The organism is Spiroplasma attinicola, assembly GCF_023509825.1.
GTDB lineage: Bacteria > Bacillota_I > Bacilli_A > Mycoplasmatales > VBWQ01 > Spiroplasma_D > Spiroplasma_D attinicola.
Window position 1 is genome coordinate 108,589 of record NZ_JAKQXY010000001.1, and the last position, 24,165, is coordinate 132,753.

Sequence of the window (24,165 nt, forward strand, 5' to 3'; positions counted from 1 at the left end):
GTACTGCTATTGTTCTTACTATTGCAGGGATTTTTAATAATAAGTTCTGCTATATTATTATTTTATAGTAATACTGCAAAAGAATGCTAATTAGGTATAATGCGAATTATTCCTAGTGTAAAATGAGGGAGCGATTAAAAGTGACAGAAAAATTTCAAAAACCTTTTAATAAACAATATAAAGAAGTTAGAATTGCTAGTCGAGTTTGAATTGGTGCTGGAATTGTATTTCTTTTAATTGTAATAACTCAAATGACTACCAATGCAATTGATCCTCTCAGTGTCGTTTGCTTAGTTTTTAGTATTTTGTTCTTATTTTATAGTTCAATTTTATCCCTTTTATATTGAAAATGTGCTCAATACCAAAAAAAGCAACAAGAAATTCCAAAATCATTTCGCATTATTACTGGTTTACTTTTAATCCTTTATTTAACTTTTTATCAACTTGATCAAAAAAAATATCGTTCCTATCTTATTTTAAAAGAATGAAAATTTCATATTTTATTATGATTATTTTGTGGTGCTATTATTGTCTTATCTAATCTTTATAATACCATTCATAATGGAAAAATATTTTGAATGTTAATATCTTTATTAATTGCAACGATAGTTTTTATTATTAATTTAAGTCTAATGATTTCAATTTGAAAGTATCAAGGAACTAATAATAAACTTTTTATTTTCTTAACAATCTTGACACTAAATTATCGCAATTATCGTTTTTACAAAGAAATAATTACACTTAATCAAAACAAAGAAACTATTTAAAAGCCTTCTAAGAATAATCTAGAAGGCTTTAATTATTTTTTAGTTTCAATCAGGTTTTTAACTCTTATTAAATTTCTTATTCCACTTCATCTGGTGTTATTTCAACCTTTTGTGTGACATCTTTTTGAACTTGACCAAATGGCGTTAAATTACCACTTTCCTTTAAAACATTTTGGATTAATAGTTGTTGATTTTCTGATTTTTTCGATGATAGAGTGGAACTTTTAATTGGTGGCTCATCTTTAATTTCTTTAACTTTAATTTCAGTTGTCTTTTGTACTTGAGTTTTTGTTACTTTAGAACTAGACTTTTGTGCTACTTGCTCTTGTGGTAATGATTTTTGGCTAATTTTTTCAACTTTTTGTTTTTGGAAATAATTAACTAATGGCTTAACAAAAAAGAATAAAATTGTTGTAAAGAAAAATCAAGGTTTATTAAAAAATAATCATGAAAAACTAATTACAAGTAACAAGAAATTTAAAATTAAATTAGTAATAAAAGTTCCATAACTAGTAATTACAAGTAAACAATTACTAATAATTCCTCCCGCTGCAAAAGTAGGAAAAAAACTATTAACACTAGTTCAATCATTAAAAGCAATCGGTCGACCAAAAAACCCATGATAATTTTTAATAATAGTACTTTGTCATCAATTATTAAAGTAATTATTAAAACTAGTAAAATTATAAGAATGAAAACTAAGTCAAATTTTATGATTTGATATCGCAATTAAATTAATATTATTAACAAGTCAAGAAACCGCAATTAAACTAAAAATCATTGCAAAAACAAATGAAAATCTAATCTTAAAATAATAATTAAAACAAATTGGAATTGTCAAACCAAACAAGATTAAGTAAACTAAATACTTACTTCAACCAAATAAAAATAGGAAAATAAAATCATCAAATAATTTACCAACAGCAAATAAACGAAAAAAACTAACAAATAAAAAAATTAGAAACAATAAACTAAAAAATAATACCGCAATTTCATCACCACGAATTTTAAGTTTTTTAATTTTAATTGGTTCTAACTTTTTCAACTTTTTCATAACTCACCCTAAAGATTAAATCTCATTAATAACTGGTAAAATCATTGGAATCTTGCCAGTCTCTTTTTTCATAAAGTCTTGCAACTCAATCTTGATTCGATTCTTTATTTCTATTGTACTAAAATTATTACTCTTTTGTGCTTTTTCGACTATATTGATAATAATATTTTGAATATTTTTTAACATTGCTTCATTATTTACCAAATAAACAACACCACGCATTTGTGCATCAATCAATGAAGTAATTTGTTTTGTTTTTCGGTCAATTGTTAAACCAGTAATTAAAACACCATCACTCATTAATCTTCGTCTTTCTTCAATAACAATTGCTCCAATATCACCAACACCAATACCATCAACATAAATATCACCAGTATTAACAACATTTGGATTATCTTTATTACGATTAGAATTATGATGACTAACATCAGATAAAACGCCATTATTAAATGTCACAATCTCACCATTATCTTGAATTAGAGCATTATTATGAATTACTCCAGCTTCAATTGCAGCATTTCTAGCACTATTTAAATCTTTATATAAACCTTTAACTGGTAAGAAATATTTTGGTTCTAACATATTAGTTAATAACTTAATGTCTTCATAAGATGCTTGCAAACTTCAAGCTTGTTTCTCAGAAATACTAATTACTTTAACATCAGTTCGTGCCAATTCATCTAAAACTCCAGCATGTGCTAATTCATTTCCCGGAATTGGTGGTGTTGCCAAAATAACAGTATCATCAGGCAATAAATTTAATTCATCATCACTATTTGTAGCAATTTTATTCATTTTGGCAAATAATCGTTCACCACTACCTGTGACAATAATGACATTATCCTTGCTTTTTGTTGCTGCTTGTAAAGGAATAATTCTAATTTTATTTTTATCAGGATCGTTAAGATTAAAAGTAACATTAAATCCTTTAAGATTTATTTTTGTTTGTGTTTTATCATTATTCAATGCCATTGCTTGTAAAACTTCGCTTAAAGTTCGCCCATGAACAGCAACTTTTCTTGTTGAACTTGTTTCATACATTGCTTGAAAAATTTCATTAATTCGAAATAAATCTTGATCATAACAAGCTAAAATAATTCTACCCGGTGCTTCTTTAATTATTGGTTCAAGTAAGTTTTGAATTTTATGATTTGGTGCTGTAAAATTTTTTCTTAAAGCCATTTGAGCTTCAGAAATCAACAATAAAACTTGATTTGCTTTATTAGTTGCTCTAATTTTAGCAATTTGATCCATTTTTGTTGTGAAATCATTATTTTCATTTCCAACAAGAATATAGTCACTTAAATAAAAAATTGTTTCATCAGCATAATTTTCCTGATTTGCTTTTAACGGATGGTTACGACTGTGAATTGCATAACCTAAACTACCAGGAATTGAACTTGTGGTATTAAAAGCATCAACAAAAACATTAATATCATTGAAAAAAACTCGTTCATTAACATTAATAACTTTAAATTGAACATTATTACTATTAATAAGACGAAAATATTTTAATTTTTGTTCAATCATAAATTTTGTTAAATCACTACTATAAATTGCAATTTTAGTTTTTCCATCTTTTGTTAAATCTCTTAATAAATAAGGCAAAGCGCCAAAGTTATCATCAGAAGGTTTACTAATAAAAATTGCTTTAATTCGTTGACGATTTTCTCTTAAGTAAGAAAAATCAGGAATAATTACATCAACTCCTAACATTTCTCGTTCTGGAAATTTTAAGCCAACATCAAAAATAAAAATATTATTATTAATTTCAATTAAATATAAATTTTTTCCCCGTTCATCTAAACCACCTAATGCTACAAATTTAATTTTTGCCATTATTTTCTCCATTTATTATTTTATTCATCTGAATTTTAATATCCTTTCAATTTTACTAGTTTTTAACTATTTAATAATTTCTAATTCAATCTTATCTTTTTCATTAATTTTTGCAACTTTAACATTAAAAACATCATTTACTTTAACAAAATCAGCTAAAGTAATATTTTTTTTATTAAAGTGATTAGCAAATTGTGAAACATGAAGTAAACCATCAGTGCCATTTTTTAAATTAATAAAAGCACCAAAGTTTAAAACTTTAACAACTTTACCTTGAAATTGATCACCAACTACCACTGGTTTTAAATCAATAATATCTTCAATTAAAAATCATGCTTTATTAATTGCTACTTGGTCATAATGATAAATCACAATCTTTCCATCATCTTCAATATCAATTTTAACATTATTTGATTCACTAATTATTTTATTAATAACTTTACCACCTGAACCAATAATATCGCGAATTTTATCAACTGGTACTTGCTTTTGTAAAATTTTTGGCGCATTTGGAGCCAAATTAGCTTTTGGTTTGGCAATTGTTTGATTCATACTTGCTAAAACTTGCATTCTAGCTGTTTTTGCTTGATTTAAAGCTTTAGTTAAGATATTAAAATCAAGTCCAGAAATTTTAATATCCATTTGTAAAGCGCAAATTCCTTTATCAGTTCCAGCAACTTTAAAGTCCATATCTCCTAAATGATCTTCTAAACCTTGAATATCAGTTAAAATTGCATATTGATCTTGTTCTTTAATTAATCCCATAGCAATTCCAGCAATTGCTGATTTAATTGGTACTCCTGCTGCCATTAAAGCTAAACTAGAAGCACAAATTGCTGCTTGTGATGTTGAGCCATTTGAAGCTAAAACTTCTGAAACAATTCTAATTGTATAAGGAAAATCTTGTTCACTAGGAATAATTTGCAATAATGCTTTTTCTCCTAAAGCACCATGTCCAATTTCTCTTCTTGATGGTTTTCCAATTCTGCCAGTTTCACCAACAGAAAATGGTGGAAAATTATAATGATGCATAAAACGTTTATAATCATCTTTTCCTAAATCATCAATGATTTGTTGTTCACCTAAAGCACCTAAAGTTACAATTGATAAAACTTGCGTTTCACCACGATTAAACATTGCACTACCATGAACAATTGGCAATAAATCAATTTTATTTGACAAAGGACGAATTTCTGTCAAATTTCTTCCATCAATTCTTTGGTTTGTTGTTAAAATCATTGTTCGCATTTCAATTTTTAATAATTTTTCTAAACCATTAGTAATAAAATTAATAACCTTTTCTTCAGGAAAGTCTAAACTTTCAGTAAGATTTTGCTCAAAAAAATTAGTTTTAGCTTGTTCAATTATTATTTTAAATTGTTGATTACGACTATTTTTTTCTTTAATTGCTGTTAGTTCTTTAATTGCTGGTTGATATTGTTGTAAAAAGTTATTAATTACATCTGGTGTAATTGATAAAGGCAGGTCAAGGTCTGACTTTTTAAAGTCTTTAATTAACTTTGTTTGAATTTCAATTAACTTTTTGATTTCTTTATGAGCTAATGCTACGGCTGCTAATAAATCTGTTTCTGACACTTCTAAAGCTTGTGCTTCAATCATATTAACAGCATCACAAGTACCACCAACTACTAATTCCAATTGTGAATTGTTTAGTTGTTCTTTTGTTGGATTAATAATTCATTGCTCATTAATTCGTCCAATAACTACTGTCGCTGTTGGTCCTTGAAATGGTAAACCACTTAATGCTAATGCTAAACTAGTAGCAAAAGCACAAACAAAACGAACATCATGATTTTCACTTAAAGCTAAGATATTATTAACGACTTGAACATCATAATAAAACCCTTTAGGAAATAAAGGACGAATTGATCGATCAATTAATCTGGCACATAAAGTTGCATATTCACCTGGAAAACCTTCTCGTTTTAAAAAACCACCAGGAATTTTACCAATTGAATATAATTTTTCTTGAAAAACAACTGTTAAAGGAAAAAAGTCATAAGAACTAGCAGTATTATTATAATTAACTGTTGTCAAAACAACGGTATCACCATATCTAATTGTTACAGCCGAAGCTGATAAATTGGCCATTGTTCCTAATTCAATTACTAGTTTTTCATTAGCAAAAGAAAAATTAAAAATATTTTCTGACATTATATTTTTTTACGCTCCTTAAAAATTTAAAAAATACTTTATATTAAATTATAACATAAACAAAAACTGGTAAAATTAGGAAAAAAGAAAAAAAGAGGATTAAAATATGGCAAGAACAAAAAATGATTACGAAATTGATAAAAAAGAATTTGAAAAAATTAAAAACAAAGCCTTAATTATTGATGTTCGTGATCGTGAAGAGTTTCAATTATTAAAAAGACTTCCCAATGCTATTAATGTTCCTTACCGAGAATTAATTGCTAATCCAGAAAAATTTATTGCAACAAAAGATAAAATTGTTATTACCATTTGCAATGCAGGTCATCGTTCAACAGCAGCAGCACAATCATTACGAGAACAAGGCTATGAAAATGCTTTTGTCCTAACAATGGGAATTTATGGCTATTATCACTAAATAAGCATATCTCACCCTTCTAAAAATAAAAAGTTTTAAAATATTTAATGATTAAAACTTTAAATTAGGGGCAGTGATGAAAATAAACATTAGACAATGGAATATATACTTGGCATGAGTACCATATACGGAAAACTTTAGAAAAAGGGAAACACGACCAGTAATTGTCATAAGAAAACACGGTGGAGATGTAATTATTTTACCAATAACTAGTCATATTGAAAAAAAATATCAATTTGATTTAGAAATTAATTTAAATCTACCAAGTCTAATTAAAGTTGGAAATATTCAATCAATCAATCAAAAAGATATTATTGCTCCTTATCAAAATTTAGTAACAAAAAAAATAATTTACTTAAATAAAAATAAAAAATTAGAAATAATAAATAATTTAAACAAATTATTTACCGAATAATATAAAAAGACCATAACTGGTCTTTTTTCTATTGTTTACTGAATTAACAGTAAACTAGGCCTATATAAGGGCGAAATCATAAATATAAGATACACACCTTTGTGCTAATATGATAATAACACAAGATTATTAATAATGAATATTTTTGCTTATTTTAAATCTTATTTAATCTCAGTTGATACAGGATTATTATTCAAATTAATTAAATCATTAATCATAACACTAACATTACTTGCATAGTCTCCTAAAACAATTGTAATATTATCGCTTTGAACAAGAATTCCATTATTCTTAATTTTTTTTAATTGACTAAAATCAACTTTATCATGACTTAAAATTTCAATTTTAAGTTTAGTATTTTTAACTGAAGTATTAGAAATGTTATTAATACCACCTAATGCATCAATAAATTTATCGACTTTAAATGGAATTTTTACTTTTTCAGAATCTTTTTGTTGATCAACAAAAGTTTCATTTCGTAATTTTTTTGCTCGTGTTACATTTCAAATTCACATAAAAACACTAAATACAGCAAAAAGCAAAGCAATTGCTAATAAAATAATTTGTCAAACTGGCATATTTATCACCTTTTTAAACTTACGATTTAATAAAATATTTATTAATTTTATTCGTTAACGTTTCAATATTTTCTTTATAAGAAAAAACTTTTAATGTTTGATTAGAAAGTTTAATCTTAATTTCTTTAATTAGTTTATCATAAAAATTAAAAGTATCAACAACTATCTGGGTATTACTTTGTCTTTCTTTTGCTTCTTTTTGATCTTCTTCAATACTTTTTATTTTTAAAGTAATACTCTGCTCTTGATCAAAGATAATTGGACTATTAATTGTTCGATAACTACTATTATTAACAGGAAATAATTCTTGATATTGCATTAATTTTGTTTGAGCAAAAATAATTGCGCCACCTGCGGTTTTCATTAAACCAGTAGCACCAGTTTTAGTAGCAATAATAAGACCACTGCCACGGAAAAATTCTAAAAATTGATCATTAATGTAAACATCGCAACTTAAAGTTTGACTTAAATTAACTAAACGAAACTCATTTATTCCATAAATAACTTTTTTATTAATAACAACTTCTAATAAATCAAGTTCTTTAATAATTAAATTCTGATCTTTTTTAGCTAAAGATTCAAGAACTTGGTCAATTTGATCAACAGAAAAATTATGATAGAAACCAATATTACCTTGATTAAAAGTCACAAATTTAATTTTATTCAATTGTTGATTATATTTATTAACAGCTTTCAAAAAAGTTCCATCACCACCAATAATAAAAACAATATCAGGAGATAAGTTATTTTCCTTTACTTTTCTTTGTAATAATTTTTCTTTTAAAAGCAAACCAAACTTTTTTGGTTCCTGATAATTGCTTGTTATAATGGCAAATTGATAATTATTGTTCATTTGTAAATACCCTATTCTTTTTAATATAAATTAATTATATTAGAATATTTTACAATAATCATCTAATTCATTTTCTAAATTACCGCGTAAAAAGATTTCAATTTCATCTTCATTGTATCCAATTTGAATTCTTTTCTTATTTTCTTGTAAAATTATTGGTCGTTTTAATACTGTTGGAGAAGTTTTAATTAAATTATAAATTTCTTCCATTCTTAAATTTTCAATATTAATTGCATGAGTTTTAATAAACTTTGCTCGATTTGAAACAATATCATTAATTCCATTTGGAACAAATTGTAATAATGATTTAATTTCACTTTCAGTTAATGGATTTTGAATAATGTTTCGTTTAACATAAGGAATCTTATGTTTATCAAAAAATTGAATTACTTTCTTTGATGATAAGCAACTCGGCGAAACATAAATTTTTATCATGCTCTTTCACACCCCTACTTTTTCAAAAAGTTTTATTATTTTCTAAGATAAAATTACAAAATTAAATAGCAAAAAAATCTAATTATTGCCCCCCTCTTTAATTTCATCCTTAGCTATAACATTTATATTTATTAAATACATAAAAATTATATAATAGTTTTCAATTAACTTAATTTTTATGCTTTATTGACAACTTTAACTAATTTTTCAAGAGAAAATTACTGATTTTCCTAATAAATAAGTTAAAATTATTTATATAAAAACTATAGGAGTTGACAATAAATGAAAAACCGTGTCCTTTCTGGTATTACTAGTACAGGGAAATTAACATTAGGTAATTACTTAGGAGCCATTAATAATTTTGTTAAATTACAAAATGAACATGAATTATTTATTTTTATTGCCAATCTTCATGCTCTTACAACTCCAACAACAAAAAAATCTTTACAAGAAAATACTTTGGAAATTGCTGCATGATATTTTGCTTGTGGCATTAATCCCAAAACAGCAAATGTTTTTGTTCAAAGTGATGTTTTAGAACATACACAATTAAGTTATATTTTATTATGTCATAGTTATCTTGGTGAATTAGAAAGAATGACACAATTTAAAGATAAAAGTCAAAAAATCAAATCACCAAATAAAACTATTAGTATTCCAACAGGATTATTAGTTTATCCAACTTTAATGGCAGCTGACATTTTATTATATGATCCTGATTTTGTTCCTGTTGGCAAAGATCAAACTCAACATTTAGAATTAACAAGAACATTAGCTTTAAGAATCAATGCTAAATATCAAACTGAAATTTTTAAAAAATTCCCAACTCCATATCAAAACCAATATACAAGTAAGATTATGGCTTTACAAGATCCAATGAAAAAAATGTCGAAATCAGATGAAAATCAAAAAAATGTGATTTTCTTATCAGATGATTTAGCAACAATCACTGAAAAAATTAGTAAAGCAGTTACTGATTCAGAAAATATTATTAAATATGATCCAGAAAGAAAACCTGGAGTTAGCAATTTATTAATAATTTATTGTAGTTTGAGAAATAAAACAATTGCTCAAGCAGAAAAATATTTTTCAAAACAAAATTATAGTATTTTAAAAAAAGAAGTAACTAAAGCAGTTGCAGATTTATTAATACCAATTCAAAAAAAATATCAACAATATATTAATGATAAAACACTATTATTAAAATTATTAGAACAAGGTGCTAATAATGCAAGAAAAATTGCTGCAGCAAAACTTAAAGCAATTGAAGCAGTAGTTGGTGTTGATTATCGTTAGTTAAAAAGGAAGGTATAAAAAATGAGTAAACTTTATAATGGTAATATTAATCAAAAAAGACTAATTTTAGTTGATTTAGATGGAACAACTTTAAAAAGCAATGGTAAAGAAATGCATCCTGTTACAATTAAAGCATTAAAAAAAGCAACAGAAGCTGGACACATTGTATGTATTGTTACTGGCAGACCCCATCGTGGTTCATTAAAGTTTTATCAAGATTTAGGTTTACAAACATTATTATGTAATTTTAATGGTGCCCATATCCATGATCCAGTTGTTCAAAAATTTAAAAGATTAATTTTTCCAATTTCTGAAACAATTATTCAAAAAATTCTTAACGAAGATTATCTTTATAAAAATATTAATAATGCTATTATTGAATATTACAATAAAGCTATTTGTTTAAAACATGATGAATTCTTTGAAACTTATTTTCATCTCGATTCAATTGCTAACGATACTTTTACAATTTCCAAATGAATTCGTGAATGAAAAGGTAATGCCAATGCCATTTTAATTGAATTTAAGAAGAATACTAATTTAGATCAAATTCGTCGTGATTTAGAAAAATACTCTAATTCAATCAAAGTTACAACATGAAAACCAATTAAGAAAAATAGTTTAATTTTTGATATCTCAAGTCGTTTTATTGATAAAGGAATGACAGCAAAAATTTTAGCACAGTATTATAATGTTGATATTCGTGATGTAATTGCTTATGGTGATGAAGTTAATGATAAAGAAATGTTACTAACTGTCGGTTATGGTGTAGCAATGAAAAATGGTCATGCTGATATTAAAAGTATTGCTAATGATATTACAACGAAAACTAATGATGAAGGTGGAGTTGGTTATCATTTAATGGAACTATTAAATTTAAAATAATTGTTAATTAATAAAAAAACATACAAATTTAATTTGTATGAATTCCATCAAATATAGAATAAATATTTATTATAAAACAATTTATAAAGTGTACCATTTCAATTAAGTATGGTGTACTTTTTGTTTTTAATTCAATTATATTTATCTCTATTATCTGAATACATAATTAATAATTGTTCTTGTTAGAATGTTTTTTTGATAATTTAATTATTAGTTTTTAAAAATTACTGTTTATTTTTATCATGTTGATATAAGAGAGCATAAAAAATTCCATCATACATTTTTCCATAAAGTCTTTGAACTTTGCCAACTCTTAAATACTCATACTTTTTAACTTTTTTATCTAACTTATTATTATGTTTTTGATAAATATAATTAATAAAATCTTCAGAGAGTTGATTTGGTAAATTTGTATTTGCTACTTCAATAGTACAAAAACCAGTTTGTTGTTTAGAACCTTGTAACATTTGACCAATATTTTGAATAGAAACTTCTCTTAAATGATTAATAAAATCATCACTAACTTTTTTACTTTTATTTATAAATCTAAATTGAAACAATAAATAATTATCTAATTGTGTTTTTTTACTATCATTAAAAAGATTATTCATTATAAATTAATACCTTTAATTATTGATGTTATGAAAAAAATTCTTCATAGCTTCTTTTGTTATTTCTTCATTTTTTGCTACTTCTTTTCAAGGTCCATAAATATGTGACAAAGTTACTAATTCAAATGAACTAAATTTATTAAATCTTATAAAAGTTTCTTCTAAAAAACTCAATTCTTCTTTATTTAAAGAAGTTGTTATATTTTTATAATTACCATTCTTTTTAAATTCTTCATAAAAAATTGGTTTTCTTTCAAATTTTTTCAATACATGATAAAGAGAAGGAATAACAGGACCATATTCTCAAGCTTCAAAATTTTGAGAAAATAATTTTCTATTAAATTTAACTAAAAAACTCGCTTCAATAAAATAAATTAACTTTTGAATTTTTAAATTACTTAAACCTTCTCTATCTTCTGGTAAAATATTAATTCTTCCTTGAATATCTTCATTAGTTTTTAATAAAAATAAAACAAAATCATTTAAATTTAAATTTTTATTTTCCATAATGAACTCCTTTTATTTATATTATAAGTATATAATAAAAATAACTTGATAAATAATTAATATGCATTTAATAAATAAAATATATTTTAATTATAAAATGATTATGATTTTACTTTAAAAAATAAAGATTGGCAATTATAAACTATTAAATTAATAATATTAATAATTATGTAATAAAAAATGAGATTAAAAGATTAATTTAATCTCATTCATTTTTCAATTTCTTATTTGTCAAAATTTCAACTTTAAAAATAATTATTTGTTGATTTTGCTTTTTTAATTTTCTAATCCTATCAACTTGAAAAGTATAATGTCGATATTTAATCATCGGACTATTTTTCTTAATTGCTTTAGTTTTATTTTTTGTCTTTAACCGATATCATTCTTCAACTGTCATAGTTTGCTTTATAGCAGGTGGTGACGATTTTAAATAGCGTTTAAATAAAACATCTAAATTAGTTCGGCCATCAACTAAGAACTTATAAGTTCCAACTTCTTGTACTAAACCGATCTTATCAGTTTCATCATAAATTTCACCAACCAACTCTTCTAAAATATCTTCCATAGTGACAATGCCATTGAAATCTTTCTTTTCTTTATTAGTACAAACAATTGCAATATGGGTTCTTTCACTTTGTAAAATTTCTAAAGCTTGATTTAATTTTGTTCTTCTTGATAAATAAATTGGTTCAGAAATTAAAGTATTCAAATCAGGTTTTTGATTTTTTAACATTTCAGCAATATAATCTTTAATATTTAAAATTCCAATTACTTGTTCTGTTTTACTATCTAAAACAGGAATTCTACTATACTTTTCTTTTAAATAAATATCTTTAATAACAGTAGCAGGACTATCATTATAAATATATCTAATTCGTTGCTTTGGTTGCATTGCCTGATAAACTGATTTTTCATCAAATTTAATCGCTGATTCAATTAAATCTCGTTCACCTTTTTCTAATACTCCTTCTCGTTCAATAATTGAAATCAATTCAATTAATTCTTGTTCTGAACTTGTTGGAGTTTTACTTTTCACTTGCAATAATTTAAAAACCATTGTTAAAGGATAAAATAAAATCATCACTCCATAAAGTAAATAAGCAAGTCTTAAAGCAATTTTTTCTGGATAAAGTTTAGCAATACTTTTTGGCAAAATTTCACCAAAAATCAACACAAGAATAGTTGAAACAATCGTTGCAATAATTGGAGCAATGTGACCTAATTTAAAACCATTAACAAATAACATCGTACTCAAAGTCCCAATTACTAAGTTAACGACTGTATTAAAAATTAAAATTGTTGTTAAAATTGAATTATAGTTTTTAACTAATTTAAAAACTATTCTTGCTCGTTTCTTTTTCTTATTATTTTTTACTTTAGCTAGCGATTTAATCCGAACAAAATTTAAAGAAGTAATGGCAGTTTCAGCTGCCGAAGAAAAGCCACTACAAACTGTCAATAATAAAATAATGATTATATAAATATACCAACTGGGTTCCATAATTTATTTAATTTTTATTCCTTTGCTTTTAATTCTAATTTCTTTTTGTTAATTAATTATATCATAAACAATTCAATAAATTAATGCTTTCTTGTTTAACAAAAAAATAATTAAGAACTATTACAAAAAAAAAAAAAACATTATATAATTAATAATATTTAAAAGCGGAAACACAAAAAATATTAAGGATGATCAGAATGCGAAAATTAATGAAATTAATGTCAATTACAGCAATTACAGCAATTACAGCTGCACAAGTAGTTGCTTGCCAAGATAATTCTTATTACAAAAATTTCACTACTGATGTTGCAAACACTGAAAAATATCAAAGTGCTTTTTTTGGTTTTTTAGGTTCAGCTGATAATGAAGAATCTGTTGCTTTATACGATATTTTTGATTATCTTAATACAACAACAAGTAAAGATAGTTGAGCAAATTGAACTGAACAATATCAAACAGAAATAACTGCTGCTGGAATAACTAATATTACTCTTAATGCCTATCAAGGATCACCACACAATCCTGCACCAAGTGATCCAATTGATGCATTTTGAACAGATAAAAGCATCAACTGACAAAAAGGTATTTTCAATTGAGTTTATAGTCGTGCTAAAGCACAAGATTCAAATTTTCATACCCCCTCATCAGGAAAAAGCAGTGTCGTAGAAATTAAACCGAAAAAAGATAGTGATGATAATGATATGTTTGAAACTTTACCAATTGTTTTCATTGTTAAAAATGGCAAACTAATTACAGCTGGTGAAAACTGACTTGGAAAAAGTAGTACTAGATCTGAACAAATTGCAGCAGTTGAAGAATTCGTTTTAAGTAATTTAATTTCATATACTAATTAAAAAATCACCTTGTGGTGATTTTTTATTGATGATTTAAGTAATCTAATAATTGTTTTAATGCTTGTGCCCGATGGGAAATTTGATTTTTTTCTGTTTTCGACATTTGATACAAAGTTACTTTTTGTTTTGGTAAATAAAAAAATCCATCATAGCCAAAACCTTTTTCATCGCTAGTAATTTCTTTAGCAATTTCACCATTAAGAACACCAGTAAAAGTTTTTGTAATTCGTTTTTTATTATCAATATAAGCAACAACAGTAATCATTCTTGCTTGACGATTAGTTTTATCAGATAATTTTTGTAAAATAACTTCCATTGCTTGATGAAAATTCATATCGCCTCTTCATCTTTCTGAATAAATCCCCGGGAAATCATCTAAAGCAGTAATTTCTAATCCCGTATCATCAGCAATAACAATCGCATCATGATTTAAATAATTTGCTAAAGTTCGTGCTTTAATCAAAGCATTTTCTTGATATGTTTTGCCACTTTCAACAATTGTTAAATTATCATCTAAATCTAATAAACTTTTAATTTTATAACCATAAGGTTGAAAAAATTTTTCAACTTCAATTACCTTATTACGATTACTTGAAGCAAATCAAAGTATTTTATCCATTAATAATCAATTCCTTTTCTAGCAATTTGTCCTGTTTCAAAATAATGCTTTTTATTATTAATTTCGCTAACTAAATCTGCAACCGCTTCTAAACTAGGAGAAAGATAGCGACCAGAAAGTGCAACTTCAATTGTTGCTTTTCTTGTTACTAAAATTTCAATTAAGTCTTGTTCTTTAATTAAACCATTTTGAATACAACCTAAAATTTCATCAACAACAATCAAATCAACATCACTGCGTTGTGTTAAATTTTTTAAATATTGTAAACCTTGTTGAGTTTCAATTTTTAAATTATTTTTTTCTTCATTATTCATTTCTCAAAAAAATTTTTGTGAAGATTGATAAAAACTTTTTATTTCTAATTTACCAGTCGCTTCAAGAAAATCAATTTCACCAGAAGGGCGATTTTTCAAAAATCGCAAATAATAAACTCGTAAATTATTACCTAAAGCTCGAATTACCATGCCATTTAAAATTGAAGTTTTACCTCTACCTTCACCTTTATAAATATGAATATAACCTTTTTCTAGCATTTAATAATCAACTACTTTCTATCTTTTACTAAATAAATTGTATAATTTTATTAGTTAAGAAACAATAAAGGAGATTTTGATGAAATTTAAACAAGTTGCATTACCTTATAATTTTCAACCAAGTAAAGCACAAGGATTAACTAATGATTTATTAATTTTAAACAATAAATATTTTGTCAAACGTTCGAAACCAATTACTAAAGCATTTCTTAATTGAAAAAATCAAATTAATGTTATTAATGAAATTAAAAATGCAAAATTTACTTTGCCAATTTTGGAAACAACAATTGCAGATGACAAATTATGAATTCTAATGCCTTATTATCAAAACCTATCTGCTTTAGCAAAACAAACAATTAATCAAGAAACTTTAAAAATACTAGCAAAACTAGTGCAACAACTTCATCAAGTAAAAATTAAAAATAATATTAAACAATGAGATGCACTTAAACAATTAAATTTGTATTGTAATTTAATTAAATCAAAAGATAATTTTCAAACAATTAAAAATGAATTAATCCAATGATTAAAAATTTATCAGCCCCAACAAATAGTTTTGGCACATAATGATTTAATAATTGATAATTTTGTTTATCAAGATAAAAAATGATATTTAATTGATTGAGACTTTGCTACTTTAAATGATCGCCTATTTGATATTGCTTCTTTTGTTTCAGAAACTTTAACTAAATCGGAAGATATTAATTATTGATATCAATTATTTAAAATATCTGAATCAGAATTAGAAATAATCAATAATTGAATTAAATATCAAAATTTAATTTGATATCATTGAGCAGAATATTTATATCAAAAAACTAATAATAAAACCTATCAAACAATTGCAAAAATAAAATTAGCTAACTTAAATAAACAAGTTAACTAATTTTAGTTTTTTTAAAATAAGCAATTGTATTTTTTAAATCACTTTTAATTTGCTCAATTAAAACCTCTTTACTAGAAAAATTAATATTATCTCGTAAATAATTCAAAAATTGCGTTTTAATTGTTTTACCATAAATATTTTGCTTAAAATCTAATAAATATGATTCAACCAAAGGTTTATTATTACGAATAATAACTACTGTCATTGATTGATACCATTTATTATCAACTTCAGTTCTACTAATATAAGTAGCAACACCAGGAATAACATAATTATTAGTTAATTCTAAATTTGCTGTTGGAAAGCCTAAAGTTCGCGCTTCTTTAATGCCATCAACAACTTTACCCGTTAATGTATATTTAGTAGCTAATAAACTATTAGCATGTACTATTTCTTTCTTTTCTAGCAATCCTTTAATATAACTTGAAGAAATTTTTTGTTGATTTTGATCATAGACATCTTGGCTAAGAAAAACTTGTAATTGTGAATCTTGTAAAGTTTTTAAATCACCTTGTCCTTTAGCACCAAAGTGAACATCTTTATTAACAACAACTGCTCTAACATCATTATTTAATAATCATTTAATAAAATTTTCAGCAGAAGTTTGTGCTAATTCTTGACTAAATGTTAATTGACAATAATAATTAATATTTTTATTTGTTAAAAAAGCAATTTTATCTTGATTATTTAAAATAATTGGAAATTCTTTTTGCAATAAAATATTTTGTGGTTTTACATCAAAACTAATTACCAGTGTTTGATAATGATTATCTTTTGCAATTTTAATCATTTTAGTTAATAACGCTTGATGACCTAAATGTCAGCCATCAAAAAAACCTCAAATCGCAATTAAAGGTTTATTTTCTTGATTAACTTTACTGCTTAAATTATTAGTTTTTATCACTCTCATCGATATTGAATCCTTTTTTACTAATATAAGTTGTACCCTTATTATTAGCATATATTGCCAAAGGTTGTTTATTATTATTAACTAATAAGATTTCTTTTTTAATTTCAAGATCTGGTAAGTTAATTTCTTGACCATTTTTAATTTTTGTAATCATATTTTTATTACTAATCGTAACAATTTTTAAAGAATTTTTCAATCCCTTAACAATTGGAATCATTTTATTTTTAATACTTTTTTCATCAACAATGTCATCTAATAAAATAGCATCTTGAATTCTAAAATCACCTTGTTCTACTCGTCTTAAAGCTACCATTGTGCCAATTGTTTTTAAATCTTGAGCAATATCTCTAATTAATGAACGAACATAAGTACCTTTAGAGCATGTAAGTTGAAATTGAATTAAATTTTCTTTAACAGAAACGATTCTTAATCGTTTAATAGTAACAAGTCGTTTTGGTAATTCAACTGGTTTATTTTGTCTTGCATATTGATAAAGTTTTAAGCCATCTTTTTTAACTGCAGAATAAAGTGGTACTACTTGTTCATATTCAGAATTATCATAAAAATTAAAAACACGATTTAAACTTTCTTGTGAAATGACAAATGGTGCTCTAGTTTCTAATACTTTACCACTAATATCATCCGTATCAGTACGAATAAATAATTGCATTGTTGCAAAATAAGTTTTATTAGCATTTAAAATAAAATTACTTAATTTTGTTGCTTCATTAACTAAAACAACCATTAAACCCGTAGCAATTGGATCTAATGTTCCTGTATGACCAATTTTTTTAACTTTTAACTTGCGTTTAAGAATTGTTAAACAATCTTGTGATGTCATATAAGCTGGTTTATCAATTAATAAAATATAATCTTTCAACAAAATTCACCGACCTAAAACTTAATCTTCTAATTGCATTGTTTTAATTGCTTTTTTTTCGTCTGATTCTTGATATTTTTCAATGTGTTTACAATCAGGATAATTAGTACACCCAAGAAATTGTCTTTTTCCTTTTGCTGATTTAACAACTAAATTTCCTGTTTGACAAACTGGGCAAGGTTTAACAACCTTAATTTCTTTTTTAATATAAGTACACTTTGGAAAACCAGAACAAGCAACAAATTTACCATAACGACCAACTCTTTCAACTAATAAATGTTCCTGACATCTTGGACAAATTTCATCTAAAAATTTTGGTACTGGCTTTGCTTCTTGCATATTTTCAAAAGCATCTTCAACTCTTGGCTCAAACTTTAATCAAAAATCTTTTACAACTTCGTTCATTACCAATTTACCTTGAGCAATGCTATCTAATTCCTCTTCAACTTGTGATGTATAGTTCTCGTTAATAATATCATAAAAAAACTCTTGAAGTTTGTCATTAGTTAATAACCCCTTTTCAGTTGGTTTAAAAGCTTTGTTTTCTAAAATAACATAACCACGAACTTGAATTGTATTTAAAATTGGACTATAAGTTGAAGGTCTTCCAACTCCTAAATCTTCTAAAGTTTTAATTAATCTTGCTTCACTATAGCGAGCTTTTGGTTTAGTAAAGTTTTGTTGTAAATTAATTTTATCAGTAGTAATTACTTGGTTTTCTTTCAAATTAGGTAAATTAATTACTTCTTCTTTTTCAACACTATTATCGTCAATAATTAAAAATCCTTTAAATTCAATTTCCTGACCAGATAATCTAAATTGATATTCATTATTATCAAATCAAATTGTTGTTGTTCATAATTTCGCAGGTGCCATCAATGATGACAAAGTACGATTATAAATTAATTGATATAGTTTTAATTGATCTTTACTCAAAAATTGACTAGCAAGTTTTGGTGTCATTGCTAAATCAGTTGGACGAATTGCTTCGTGAGCGTCTTGAACATTTTTTTTATTCGTTTGACTTTTTTCTTGACCTAAATATTCTTGACCATAAGTATCAACAATTAATTTTTTTGCTACTTCAACAAAATTTGCATTTAAACGAATTGAATCAGTTCTTGGATAACTAATAAATCCTTGTAATTTTCCTTTAATATCAATTCCTTCATATAATTGTTGTGCAACAAAAGTTGTTTTGCCAGTACTAAAATTTAATCTAGTTGCTGCTTGCAACATTGTACTTGTTGTTAAAGGATTTAAAGAATTTCGTTTTCGATTTTGCTTAGTAATACTAATAACTTTATACTTATCACTTAAAGCATTTTTGATTTCATTTGCTTGTTTTTCATTAGTAATTTTAATTGCTTCGTTACGATATTTATCTAATGTTAAAATAAACTTTTGATAATCACTAGTAATTATTCAATATTCTTCAGGAAGAAAATCATTAATTTCTCGTTCTCGCATTGAAATTAATTTTAAAGCAACTGATTGTACTCGACCAGCACTTCGTGAACCAATTTTCTTTTGTAATAAATTACTTAAACGAAAGCCAATCATCTGATCAAGCATTTGTCGTGCTTTTTGACTATTAACTAAATTTAAATCTAATTGATGATCGTTTTTTATTGCTGTTAAAATTGCATCTTTAGTAATTTCATTAAAAGTTACTCGAGAAGATCTATTGTTTGTTTCTAAGACTGTATCTAAATGATAAGCAATTGCTTCACCTTCACGATCATGGTCAGTTGCCAAATAAATATGCTCTGCTTTTTTTGCAGCACTTTTTAATTCTTTAATTTTAGGCATTTTCTTTCTTGGCGTTTTGTAAATTGGTGTATAATCATCAAAATTAATTCCTAACCGATATTGACCTCGATTTGCTAAATCTCTAATATGACCATCAGATGATAAAACCAAATAGTCTTTACCTAAATAACTAGCAACTGTTTTAGATTTTGTTGGTGACTCCATAATTACTAACTTTGTACTCATTTAATTAACCTCTTTTTAAGTTTATATTTTTTATCATTTATAAAGTATAATATGAAAATTTCCATTTTCAAAGGAATTTTATAACTTTTGCTTAATTATTGTAACAAAAAAATCATAGATTACTATGATTTATTATGATTAATTATATCTTTAACTGGCTGATAAGTTTTACGATGAATTAAAGAAACACCATATTTTTTTAAATTATCAGCATGTAATTTCGTGTAATAACCTTTATGATTTATAAAACAATAATTAGGATAAAATTGATGATAATTACTCATCATTCAATCACGAAAAACTTTAGCAAGAATTGAAGCAGCAGCAATATTAAGTGATTTTTGATCACCTTTAACTAATGACTCAGTAATGCCTTGAAAATTATTAAAATTTGGTTGTTCAAAGTCAATTAAACAAACATTTGGTTGTAAATTAAGATTAGCAAAAGCAATTTCCATTCCTTTAACTGAAGCTTGTTTTGGGTTAATATTTTCAATCACATCCAAACCAATAATTGTAATCGCATAATCTAAAGCATTTTCAAGCACAATTTGATATGCTTGTTCGCGTTGTTTAGCCGTTAATTGTTTTGAATCTTTAATTAAATTAGATTTAAAACCTAAAGGTAAAATTACCGCAGCAACAACAATTGGCCCAGCAATAGCACCTCTTCCTGCTTCATCAAAACCAGCAATTAAATCACAATTTGGATAATTAATTAATTCATAATTATAATGATAAATTACTTGTTCCATCGGAATCAATCTTTTTATAATTTTTGATTATATTTTTAGTTTTCTCTGATTTCTGCTTTTTATTAGTTAGTGCTTTTTGTTTCTTATGATGGATGCTTATGATTTTTTTTATCATCATAACAACTAATCATATTAAAAGACCTGTTATCATGACACCAGCTGCAATTACAATAACATATGATGCCATAACATGATCATTTTCCAGTTCTTTTGCCAACTTATGTATTATTGGTATCATTTTCCTCGCTACTTTCCATTTGATTTAACTTACCTTTTAAGCGATTAATTTTTAATTGCACTTTTTTATTAAATGCTTTAATTTCTTTTAAGATTTTTTCATTTTGTTGATCAATATCAATCTTATGTTCTTGATTTCATTCTAAATTGTTTTTATTTTTTTCCTTATGTATTAAAGCTTCTTCTTTACTAACAAACCCAAGAAAAGAAAGAAAGCAAGTAAAAAACCCCAAAAAGAATCTTAATCATAAATTACTTGGATTTTCTTGAAAATCAGTTTTCTTAAATGAATATTTTTTTTGCTCATACTGAAAATCTCTCAAAGATGCTTCGAGATTTTTGATTTCTTGATTAATTTTTTCAACTTCAATTATTTTTGTTTCTGATTCTGTCACAATCTTAATTCTCCAACTTCTAAAGACTTATTTGCACTATAATTATACATTATTAAAAGCAATCATTTAATATTTAAAATAAAAAATATTAGCAATAAAAAAGTGATATATTAATGTTTCTATATCACTTTTTAATGATAAAATTTTAATTTATTAATTTGCAACAGTGAAGTAAATTGTTGCTTTACCTTTTATTTGACCAGTTAAACTACCAAGAAAACTTGATGTAATTGTTGCCGCAGTACGATTAGAATTTAAAGAAATATTTATAAAACTGTTTATTATCCCTGCTCCAACAGGAGGTGCTGCTAAATCAACAATTGTTTGAACAATAGCATTTTTGATATCACTATCACTAGTTCCATTAACTGAAATCTTGCCAGCATCATAACCATTAAATTGGTCTAAAACAAGTGGCAGCGAAATTTTTCCTAATTCAATTGTAACACTACCAGTATAATTACCTTTACCAGTAATTACTAGTGAACCTGATTGATCATATTTTGAATTAATAAAGCTAGTAATTTCAACATTATCTTTCAAATCACTAATATTTGAATTCGCATTCAAAAATGCTTGAAATGCTTTTTCTTGGATGATATATACATCATTTAATCTTTTATTAAGTCCAAGCTGATTTAAATTTTTTGCAGTAAATAATTTATTAATAGTTATCGTAATCGTTCCAGTATACTTAGTATTTGACTTAGCAGTAATTACTAAAGAGCCAGCACTATCAGCAGTTGGAGTTATAAATCTTAAATCAACATTATCTTTCAAATCAGTAATAGCATTATTTGCTAAAAAAGCAGTAAAAGCATCATCTGCTGTCATATTTTCATTGCCATTAATAGCACTTGTATTAAGAGTATTTAAATTTGTTTGGATTTGTCCTGAAAAAGTAAATATCACACTACCAGTATATTTACCATCTGCTTTAGCATTAATTGTTAAAGAACCAACACTATCAGCAGTTGGTACTGTTAATGAACCAATTTCAACATTATTTCTTAATTCAGGATATAAATTTTCATTAATTTTGATAAATTGATCAAAAATATCATTTTGATCGGTAATTCATCTTTGAAAAGTAAATGAATCAACAAAATCTAATTGTTCTAAACTTATTCGTTCAATCTTATTAATAGTTACTGTAACACTTCCAGTATAACCAGTATTTGGCTTAGCAGTAATAGTTAATGAACCTGAATTATCATGAGTTGGAGCAGTGAATGAATTAATTTCAAGACTAGTATCTAAAGACAGATAATTTGGATTTTCATTGATAAATGCTTGCATTGCATCATCTTGTGTCATGGTTTCTGTACCTTGAATTGTTGTATTAAGTTGACTTAAATTTGTTTGTGGCAATCCATTAAAATGAAATGTGACATTACCACTATATTTACCATCAACCGTAGCATCAATTACTAATGAACCATTATCAAGACCATAACCTAGTAAAAATAAACCAGTTGTAACATTATCTTTTAAGTCAGGGTATTCAAAATTTAAGGATAAAAAGGCATCAAAAGCATCATCTTGATTTTTAAAAATTCCATTTCATGGTAATTTTGTAACAAGATTATCTAACTCTAATAATTTTTTTTGTTCAATTGCATTAATAGTTATTTTAATATTTCCACTATATTGACCATCTACTGTAGCATCAATTAGTAATAAACCTGTGCTTGTATATTTTGGTGCAATAAATGCTAAAGCAATATTATTCTTTAAATCAGAAATATTTTCAATATTAGCATTATTTGCTATAAAAAAATTAAAAGCATCATCTGCTGTCATATTTTCAACACCTGAAATTGCTGATGTATTAAGATTTAATGTTTCTAATTTTATTTGTCCTAACCTACTAATAGTTATTGTAATCGTTCCTGTATATTTAGTATTTGGTTTAGCAATAATTGCCAAAGAGCCAACTTTATCATCATTTGGTGCAACAAATGATAAATCAACATTAGATGCCAAATCAGTAACAGCATTATTTTTTTCCAAAAAAGCATTAAAGGCATCATCTTGTGACATGCCAATCACACCCTCAATCGCACTTATATCAAAAGTATCTAAATCGATTTGGGTTCAAGTGGGAAAATTAATTGTTAATGTTCCTTTATAATTACCAGTACCAGTAATTTCAATTCATCCAGAATTTCCTCAACTTGGTAATCCATGTGAACTAATTTTAATATTCTTACCATTTTTTAAATCACTAGTAACATCTTGATTATTTTGTAAAAAATGATCTAATAATTGATTTACATCTGAAATTGTCGTACCAGGTGTTAAAGCAATTGTTGTCTTAAAACCAAGTTCGTTTAAATCTTTCTTTGCAACAAGTGAATCATGTTGCCCTGCTCCTAAACCTACTCCAAGTCCAACACTTAAACCGATTGTAGCGATTCCTAAAGCAATAGCATAAAGTTTTCAATTTTTATATAATTGTTTTTTCTCTTTATTTGCTCCTAAAGGTAAATTTTCTTTTGTTAAATCTTTAGCCATTGTTTTTACCTCTTTTACTTTTAAGGTATTATAACATTTTTAAAAATGAAGCAAAGCAGAATATTTATAAAAATTCTTGATAGAAAAAACAACTTAGGTTTTGTTTTTAAATGTTACTTTAAAGTAGACATGAAGAAATTCTTAATTATTAATACTTTATATCGTATGTTTAATAACTTATAAGAATTATCTAAACAATCTTATATAAATAAAAAAGTGATATATTTTTTTAAATATCACTTTTACTAAT

General features: G+C 25.3%; 25 protein-coding genes. 7 read left to right on the forward strand and 18 right to left on the reverse strand.

All coding sequences use genetic code 4. From position 1 onward, the window contains the following. The first annotated feature begins 140 nt into the window (after positions 1–140). A complete protein-coding gene (locus LT335_RS00545) occupies positions 141–767 on the forward strand; it encodes a hypothetical protein (protein ID WP_249727837.1) in 627 nt (208 codons plus the stop codon). A 76-nt stretch (positions 768–843) separates the two neighbouring features. Here LT335_RS00545 and LT335_RS00550 read toward each other — a convergent pair whose 3' ends face one another. The 3 genes from LT335_RS00550 to LT335_RS00560 form a co-directional block, all read right to left on the reverse strand. Further along, the gene (locus LT335_RS00550) at positions 844–1,821 is read right to left on the reverse strand and encodes a hypothetical protein (RefSeq protein ID WP_249727838.1); all 978 of its coding nucleotides are present in this window, start codon (positions 1,819–1,821) and stop codon (positions 844–846) included. Positions 1,822–1,836: 15 nt separating this feature from the next. Beyond that, on the reverse strand, positions 1,837–3,660 hold the full coding sequence (locus LT335_RS04440) for a ribonuclease J (protein ID WP_249727839.1): 1,824 nt from the start codon (positions 3,658–3,660) through the stop codon (positions 1,837–1,839). A gap of 66 nt (positions 3,661–3,726) precedes the next feature. Next, a complete protein-coding gene (locus LT335_RS00560) occupies positions 3,727–5,835 on the reverse strand; it encodes a polyribonucleotide nucleotidyltransferase (protein ID WP_249727840.1) in 2,109 nt (702 codons plus the stop codon). 106 nt (positions 5,836–5,941) lie between these two features. On the opposite strand from LT335_RS00560, the gene LT335_RS00565 reads away from it, so the two are divergent. Both LT335_RS00565 and LT335_RS00570 read left to right on the forward strand, forming a co-directional pair. Then, positions 5,942–6,250 (forward strand): rhodanese-like domain-containing protein, encoded by a 309-nt coding sequence (locus tag LT335_RS00565; RefSeq protein WP_249727841.1) that lies wholly within the window; start codon positions 5,942–5,944, stop codon positions 6,248–6,250. A 76-nt stretch (positions 6,251–6,326) separates the two neighbouring features. Continuing rightward, positions 6,327–6,665 carry a type II toxin-antitoxin system PemK/MazF family toxin gene (locus LT335_RS00570; RefSeq protein ID WP_249727842.1) on the forward strand — a complete coding sequence of 113 codons (339 nt, stop codon included), beginning with the start codon at positions 6,327–6,329 and terminating at the stop codon, positions 6,663–6,665. Positions 6,666–6,826: 161 nt separating this feature from the next. On the opposite strand, the gene LT335_RS00575 is transcribed toward LT335_RS00570, so the two are convergent. The 3 genes from LT335_RS00575 to LT335_RS00585 are packed head-to-tail and all read right to left on the reverse strand — an operon-like array spanning position 6,827 to position 8,531. Further along, positions 6,827–7,243 (reverse strand): PTS sugar transporter subunit IIB, encoded by a 417-nt coding sequence (locus LT335_RS00575; protein WP_249727845.1) that lies wholly within the window; start codon positions 7,241–7,243, stop codon positions 6,827–6,829. A 19-nt stretch (positions 7,244–7,262) separates the two neighbouring features. Continuing rightward, a complete protein-coding gene (locus LT335_RS00580; protein WP_249727846.1) occupies positions 7,263–8,096 on the reverse strand; it encodes an NAD(+)/NADH kinase in 834 nt (277 codons plus the stop codon). A gap of 39 nt (positions 8,097–8,135) precedes the next feature. Continuing rightward, the gene (locus tag LT335_RS00585; RefSeq protein ID WP_249727848.1) at positions 8,136–8,531 is read right to left on the reverse strand and encodes a Spx/MgsR family RNA polymerase-binding regulatory protein; all 396 of its coding nucleotides are present in this window, start codon (positions 8,529–8,531) and stop codon (positions 8,136–8,138) included. A gap of 282 nt (positions 8,532–8,813) precedes the next feature. Here LT335_RS00585 and trpS point away from each other — a divergent pair, with 282 nt between their 5' ends. Continuing rightward, on the forward strand, positions 8,814–9,827 hold the full coding sequence (gene trpS / locus LT335_RS00590) for a tryptophan--tRNA ligase (RefSeq protein ID WP_249727849.1): 1,014 nt from the start codon (positions 8,814–8,816) through the stop codon (positions 9,825–9,827). 21 nt (positions 9,828–9,848) lie between these two features. Then, positions 9,849–10,712, forward strand: coding sequence for an HAD-IIB family hydrolase (locus LT335_RS00595; RefSeq protein WP_249727851.1), 864 nt, complete (start codon positions 9,849–9,851; stop codon positions 10,710–10,712). 224 nt (positions 10,713–10,936) lie between these two features. Here the strand turns inward: LT335_RS00595 and LT335_RS00600 are convergent, their stop codons facing one another. The 3 genes from LT335_RS00600 to LT335_RS00610 all read right to left on the reverse strand — a co-directional run bounded on the left by LT335_RS00600 (position 10,937) and on the right by LT335_RS00610 (position 13,331). Continuing rightward, entirely contained in the window at positions 10,937–11,323 is a 387-nt protein-coding gene (locus LT335_RS00600) for a hypothetical protein (RefSeq protein WP_249727853.1), read from the reverse strand. A gap of 15 nt (positions 11,324–11,338) precedes the next feature. Further along, on the reverse strand, positions 11,339–11,830 hold the full coding sequence (locus tag LT335_RS00605; RefSeq protein WP_249727854.1) for a Panacea domain-containing protein: 492 nt from the start codon (positions 11,828–11,830) through the stop codon (positions 11,339–11,341). A gap of 199 nt (positions 11,831–12,029) precedes the next feature. Continuing rightward, complete coding sequence (locus LT335_RS00610) at positions 12,030–13,331, reverse strand: hemolysin family protein (protein ID WP_249727856.1); 1,302 nt, start codon at positions 13,329–13,331, stop codon at positions 12,030–12,032. Between the two features lie 209 nt (positions 13,332–13,540). Here LT335_RS00610 and LT335_RS00615 point away from each other — a divergent pair, with 209 nt between their 5' ends. Continuing rightward, positions 13,541–14,185, forward strand: coding sequence for a hypothetical protein (locus LT335_RS00615; protein ID WP_249727858.1), 645 nt, complete (start codon positions 13,541–13,543; stop codon positions 14,183–14,185). A gap of 22 nt (positions 14,186–14,207) precedes the next feature. On the opposite strand, the gene rdgB is transcribed toward LT335_RS00615, so the two are convergent. Both rdgB and LT335_RS00625 read right to left on the reverse strand, forming a co-directional pair. Continuing rightward, positions 14,208–14,804 (reverse strand): RdgB/HAM1 family non-canonical purine NTP pyrophosphatase, encoded by a 597-nt coding sequence (gene rdgB / locus LT335_RS00620; RefSeq protein WP_249727859.1) that lies wholly within the window; start codon positions 14,802–14,804, stop codon positions 14,208–14,210. Next, positions 14,804–15,337, reverse strand: coding sequence for a cob(I)yrinic acid a,c-diamide adenosyltransferase (locus LT335_RS00625; protein ID WP_249727861.1), 534 nt, complete (start codon positions 15,335–15,337; stop codon positions 14,804–14,806). Before LT335_RS00625 ends, rdgB begins: the two co-directional genes overlap by 1 nt. Positions 15,338–15,416: 79 nt before the next feature. On the opposite strand from LT335_RS00625, the gene LT335_RS00630 reads away from it, so the two are divergent. After that, positions 15,417–16,223: a phosphotransferase gene (locus LT335_RS00630; RefSeq protein ID WP_249727862.1), complete on the forward strand. Its 807-nt coding sequence runs from the start codon at positions 15,417–15,419 to the stop codon at positions 16,221–16,223. Here the strand turns inward: LT335_RS00630 and ribF are convergent. The 7 genes from ribF to LT335_RS00665 all read right to left on the reverse strand — a co-directional run bounded on the left by ribF (position 16,216) and on the right by LT335_RS00665 (position 23,915). After that, complete coding sequence (gene ribF / locus LT335_RS00635; RefSeq protein ID WP_249727864.1) at positions 16,216–17,133, reverse strand: riboflavin biosynthesis protein RibF; 918 nt, start codon at positions 17,131–17,133, stop codon at positions 16,216–16,218. The genes LT335_RS00630 and ribF overlap by 8 nt on opposite strands. Further along, on the reverse strand, positions 17,114–18,013 hold the full coding sequence (gene truB, locus LT335_RS00640; protein WP_249727866.1) for a tRNA pseudouridine(55) synthase TruB: 900 nt from the start codon (positions 18,011–18,013) through the stop codon (positions 17,114–17,116). The genes ribF and truB overlap by 20 nt, the downstream gene beginning before the upstream one ends. Positions 18,014–18,034: 21 nt before the next feature. Beyond that, positions 18,035–20,011 carry a type I DNA topoisomerase gene (gene topA / locus LT335_RS00645; protein WP_249727867.1) on the reverse strand — a complete coding sequence of 659 codons (1,977 nt, stop codon included), beginning with the start codon at positions 20,009–20,011 and terminating at the stop codon, positions 18,035–18,037. Positions 20,012–20,133: 122 nt separating this feature from the next. Further along, complete coding sequence (rnhB, locus tag LT335_RS00650; RefSeq protein WP_249727869.1) at positions 20,134–20,766, reverse strand: ribonuclease HII; 633 nt, start codon at positions 20,764–20,766, stop codon at positions 20,134–20,136. Next, entirely contained in the window at positions 20,741–21,004 is a 264-nt protein-coding gene (locus LT335_RS00655; RefSeq protein ID WP_249727871.1) for a hypothetical protein, read from the reverse strand. The genes rnhB and LT335_RS00655 overlap by 26 nt, the downstream gene beginning before the upstream one ends. After that, positions 20,985–21,398: a hypothetical protein gene (locus LT335_RS00660; RefSeq protein ID WP_249727873.1), complete on the reverse strand. Its 414-nt coding sequence runs from the start codon at positions 21,396–21,398 to the stop codon at positions 20,985–20,987. Before LT335_RS00660 ends, LT335_RS00655 begins: the two co-directional genes overlap by 20 nt. A gap of 153 nt (positions 21,399–21,551) precedes the next feature. Further along, positions 21,552–23,915 carry a hypothetical protein gene (locus LT335_RS00665; protein WP_249727875.1) on the reverse strand — a complete coding sequence of 788 codons (2,364 nt, stop codon included), beginning with the start codon at positions 23,913–23,915 and terminating at the stop codon, positions 21,552–21,554. Positions 23,916–24,165 lie beyond the last annotated feature (250 nt).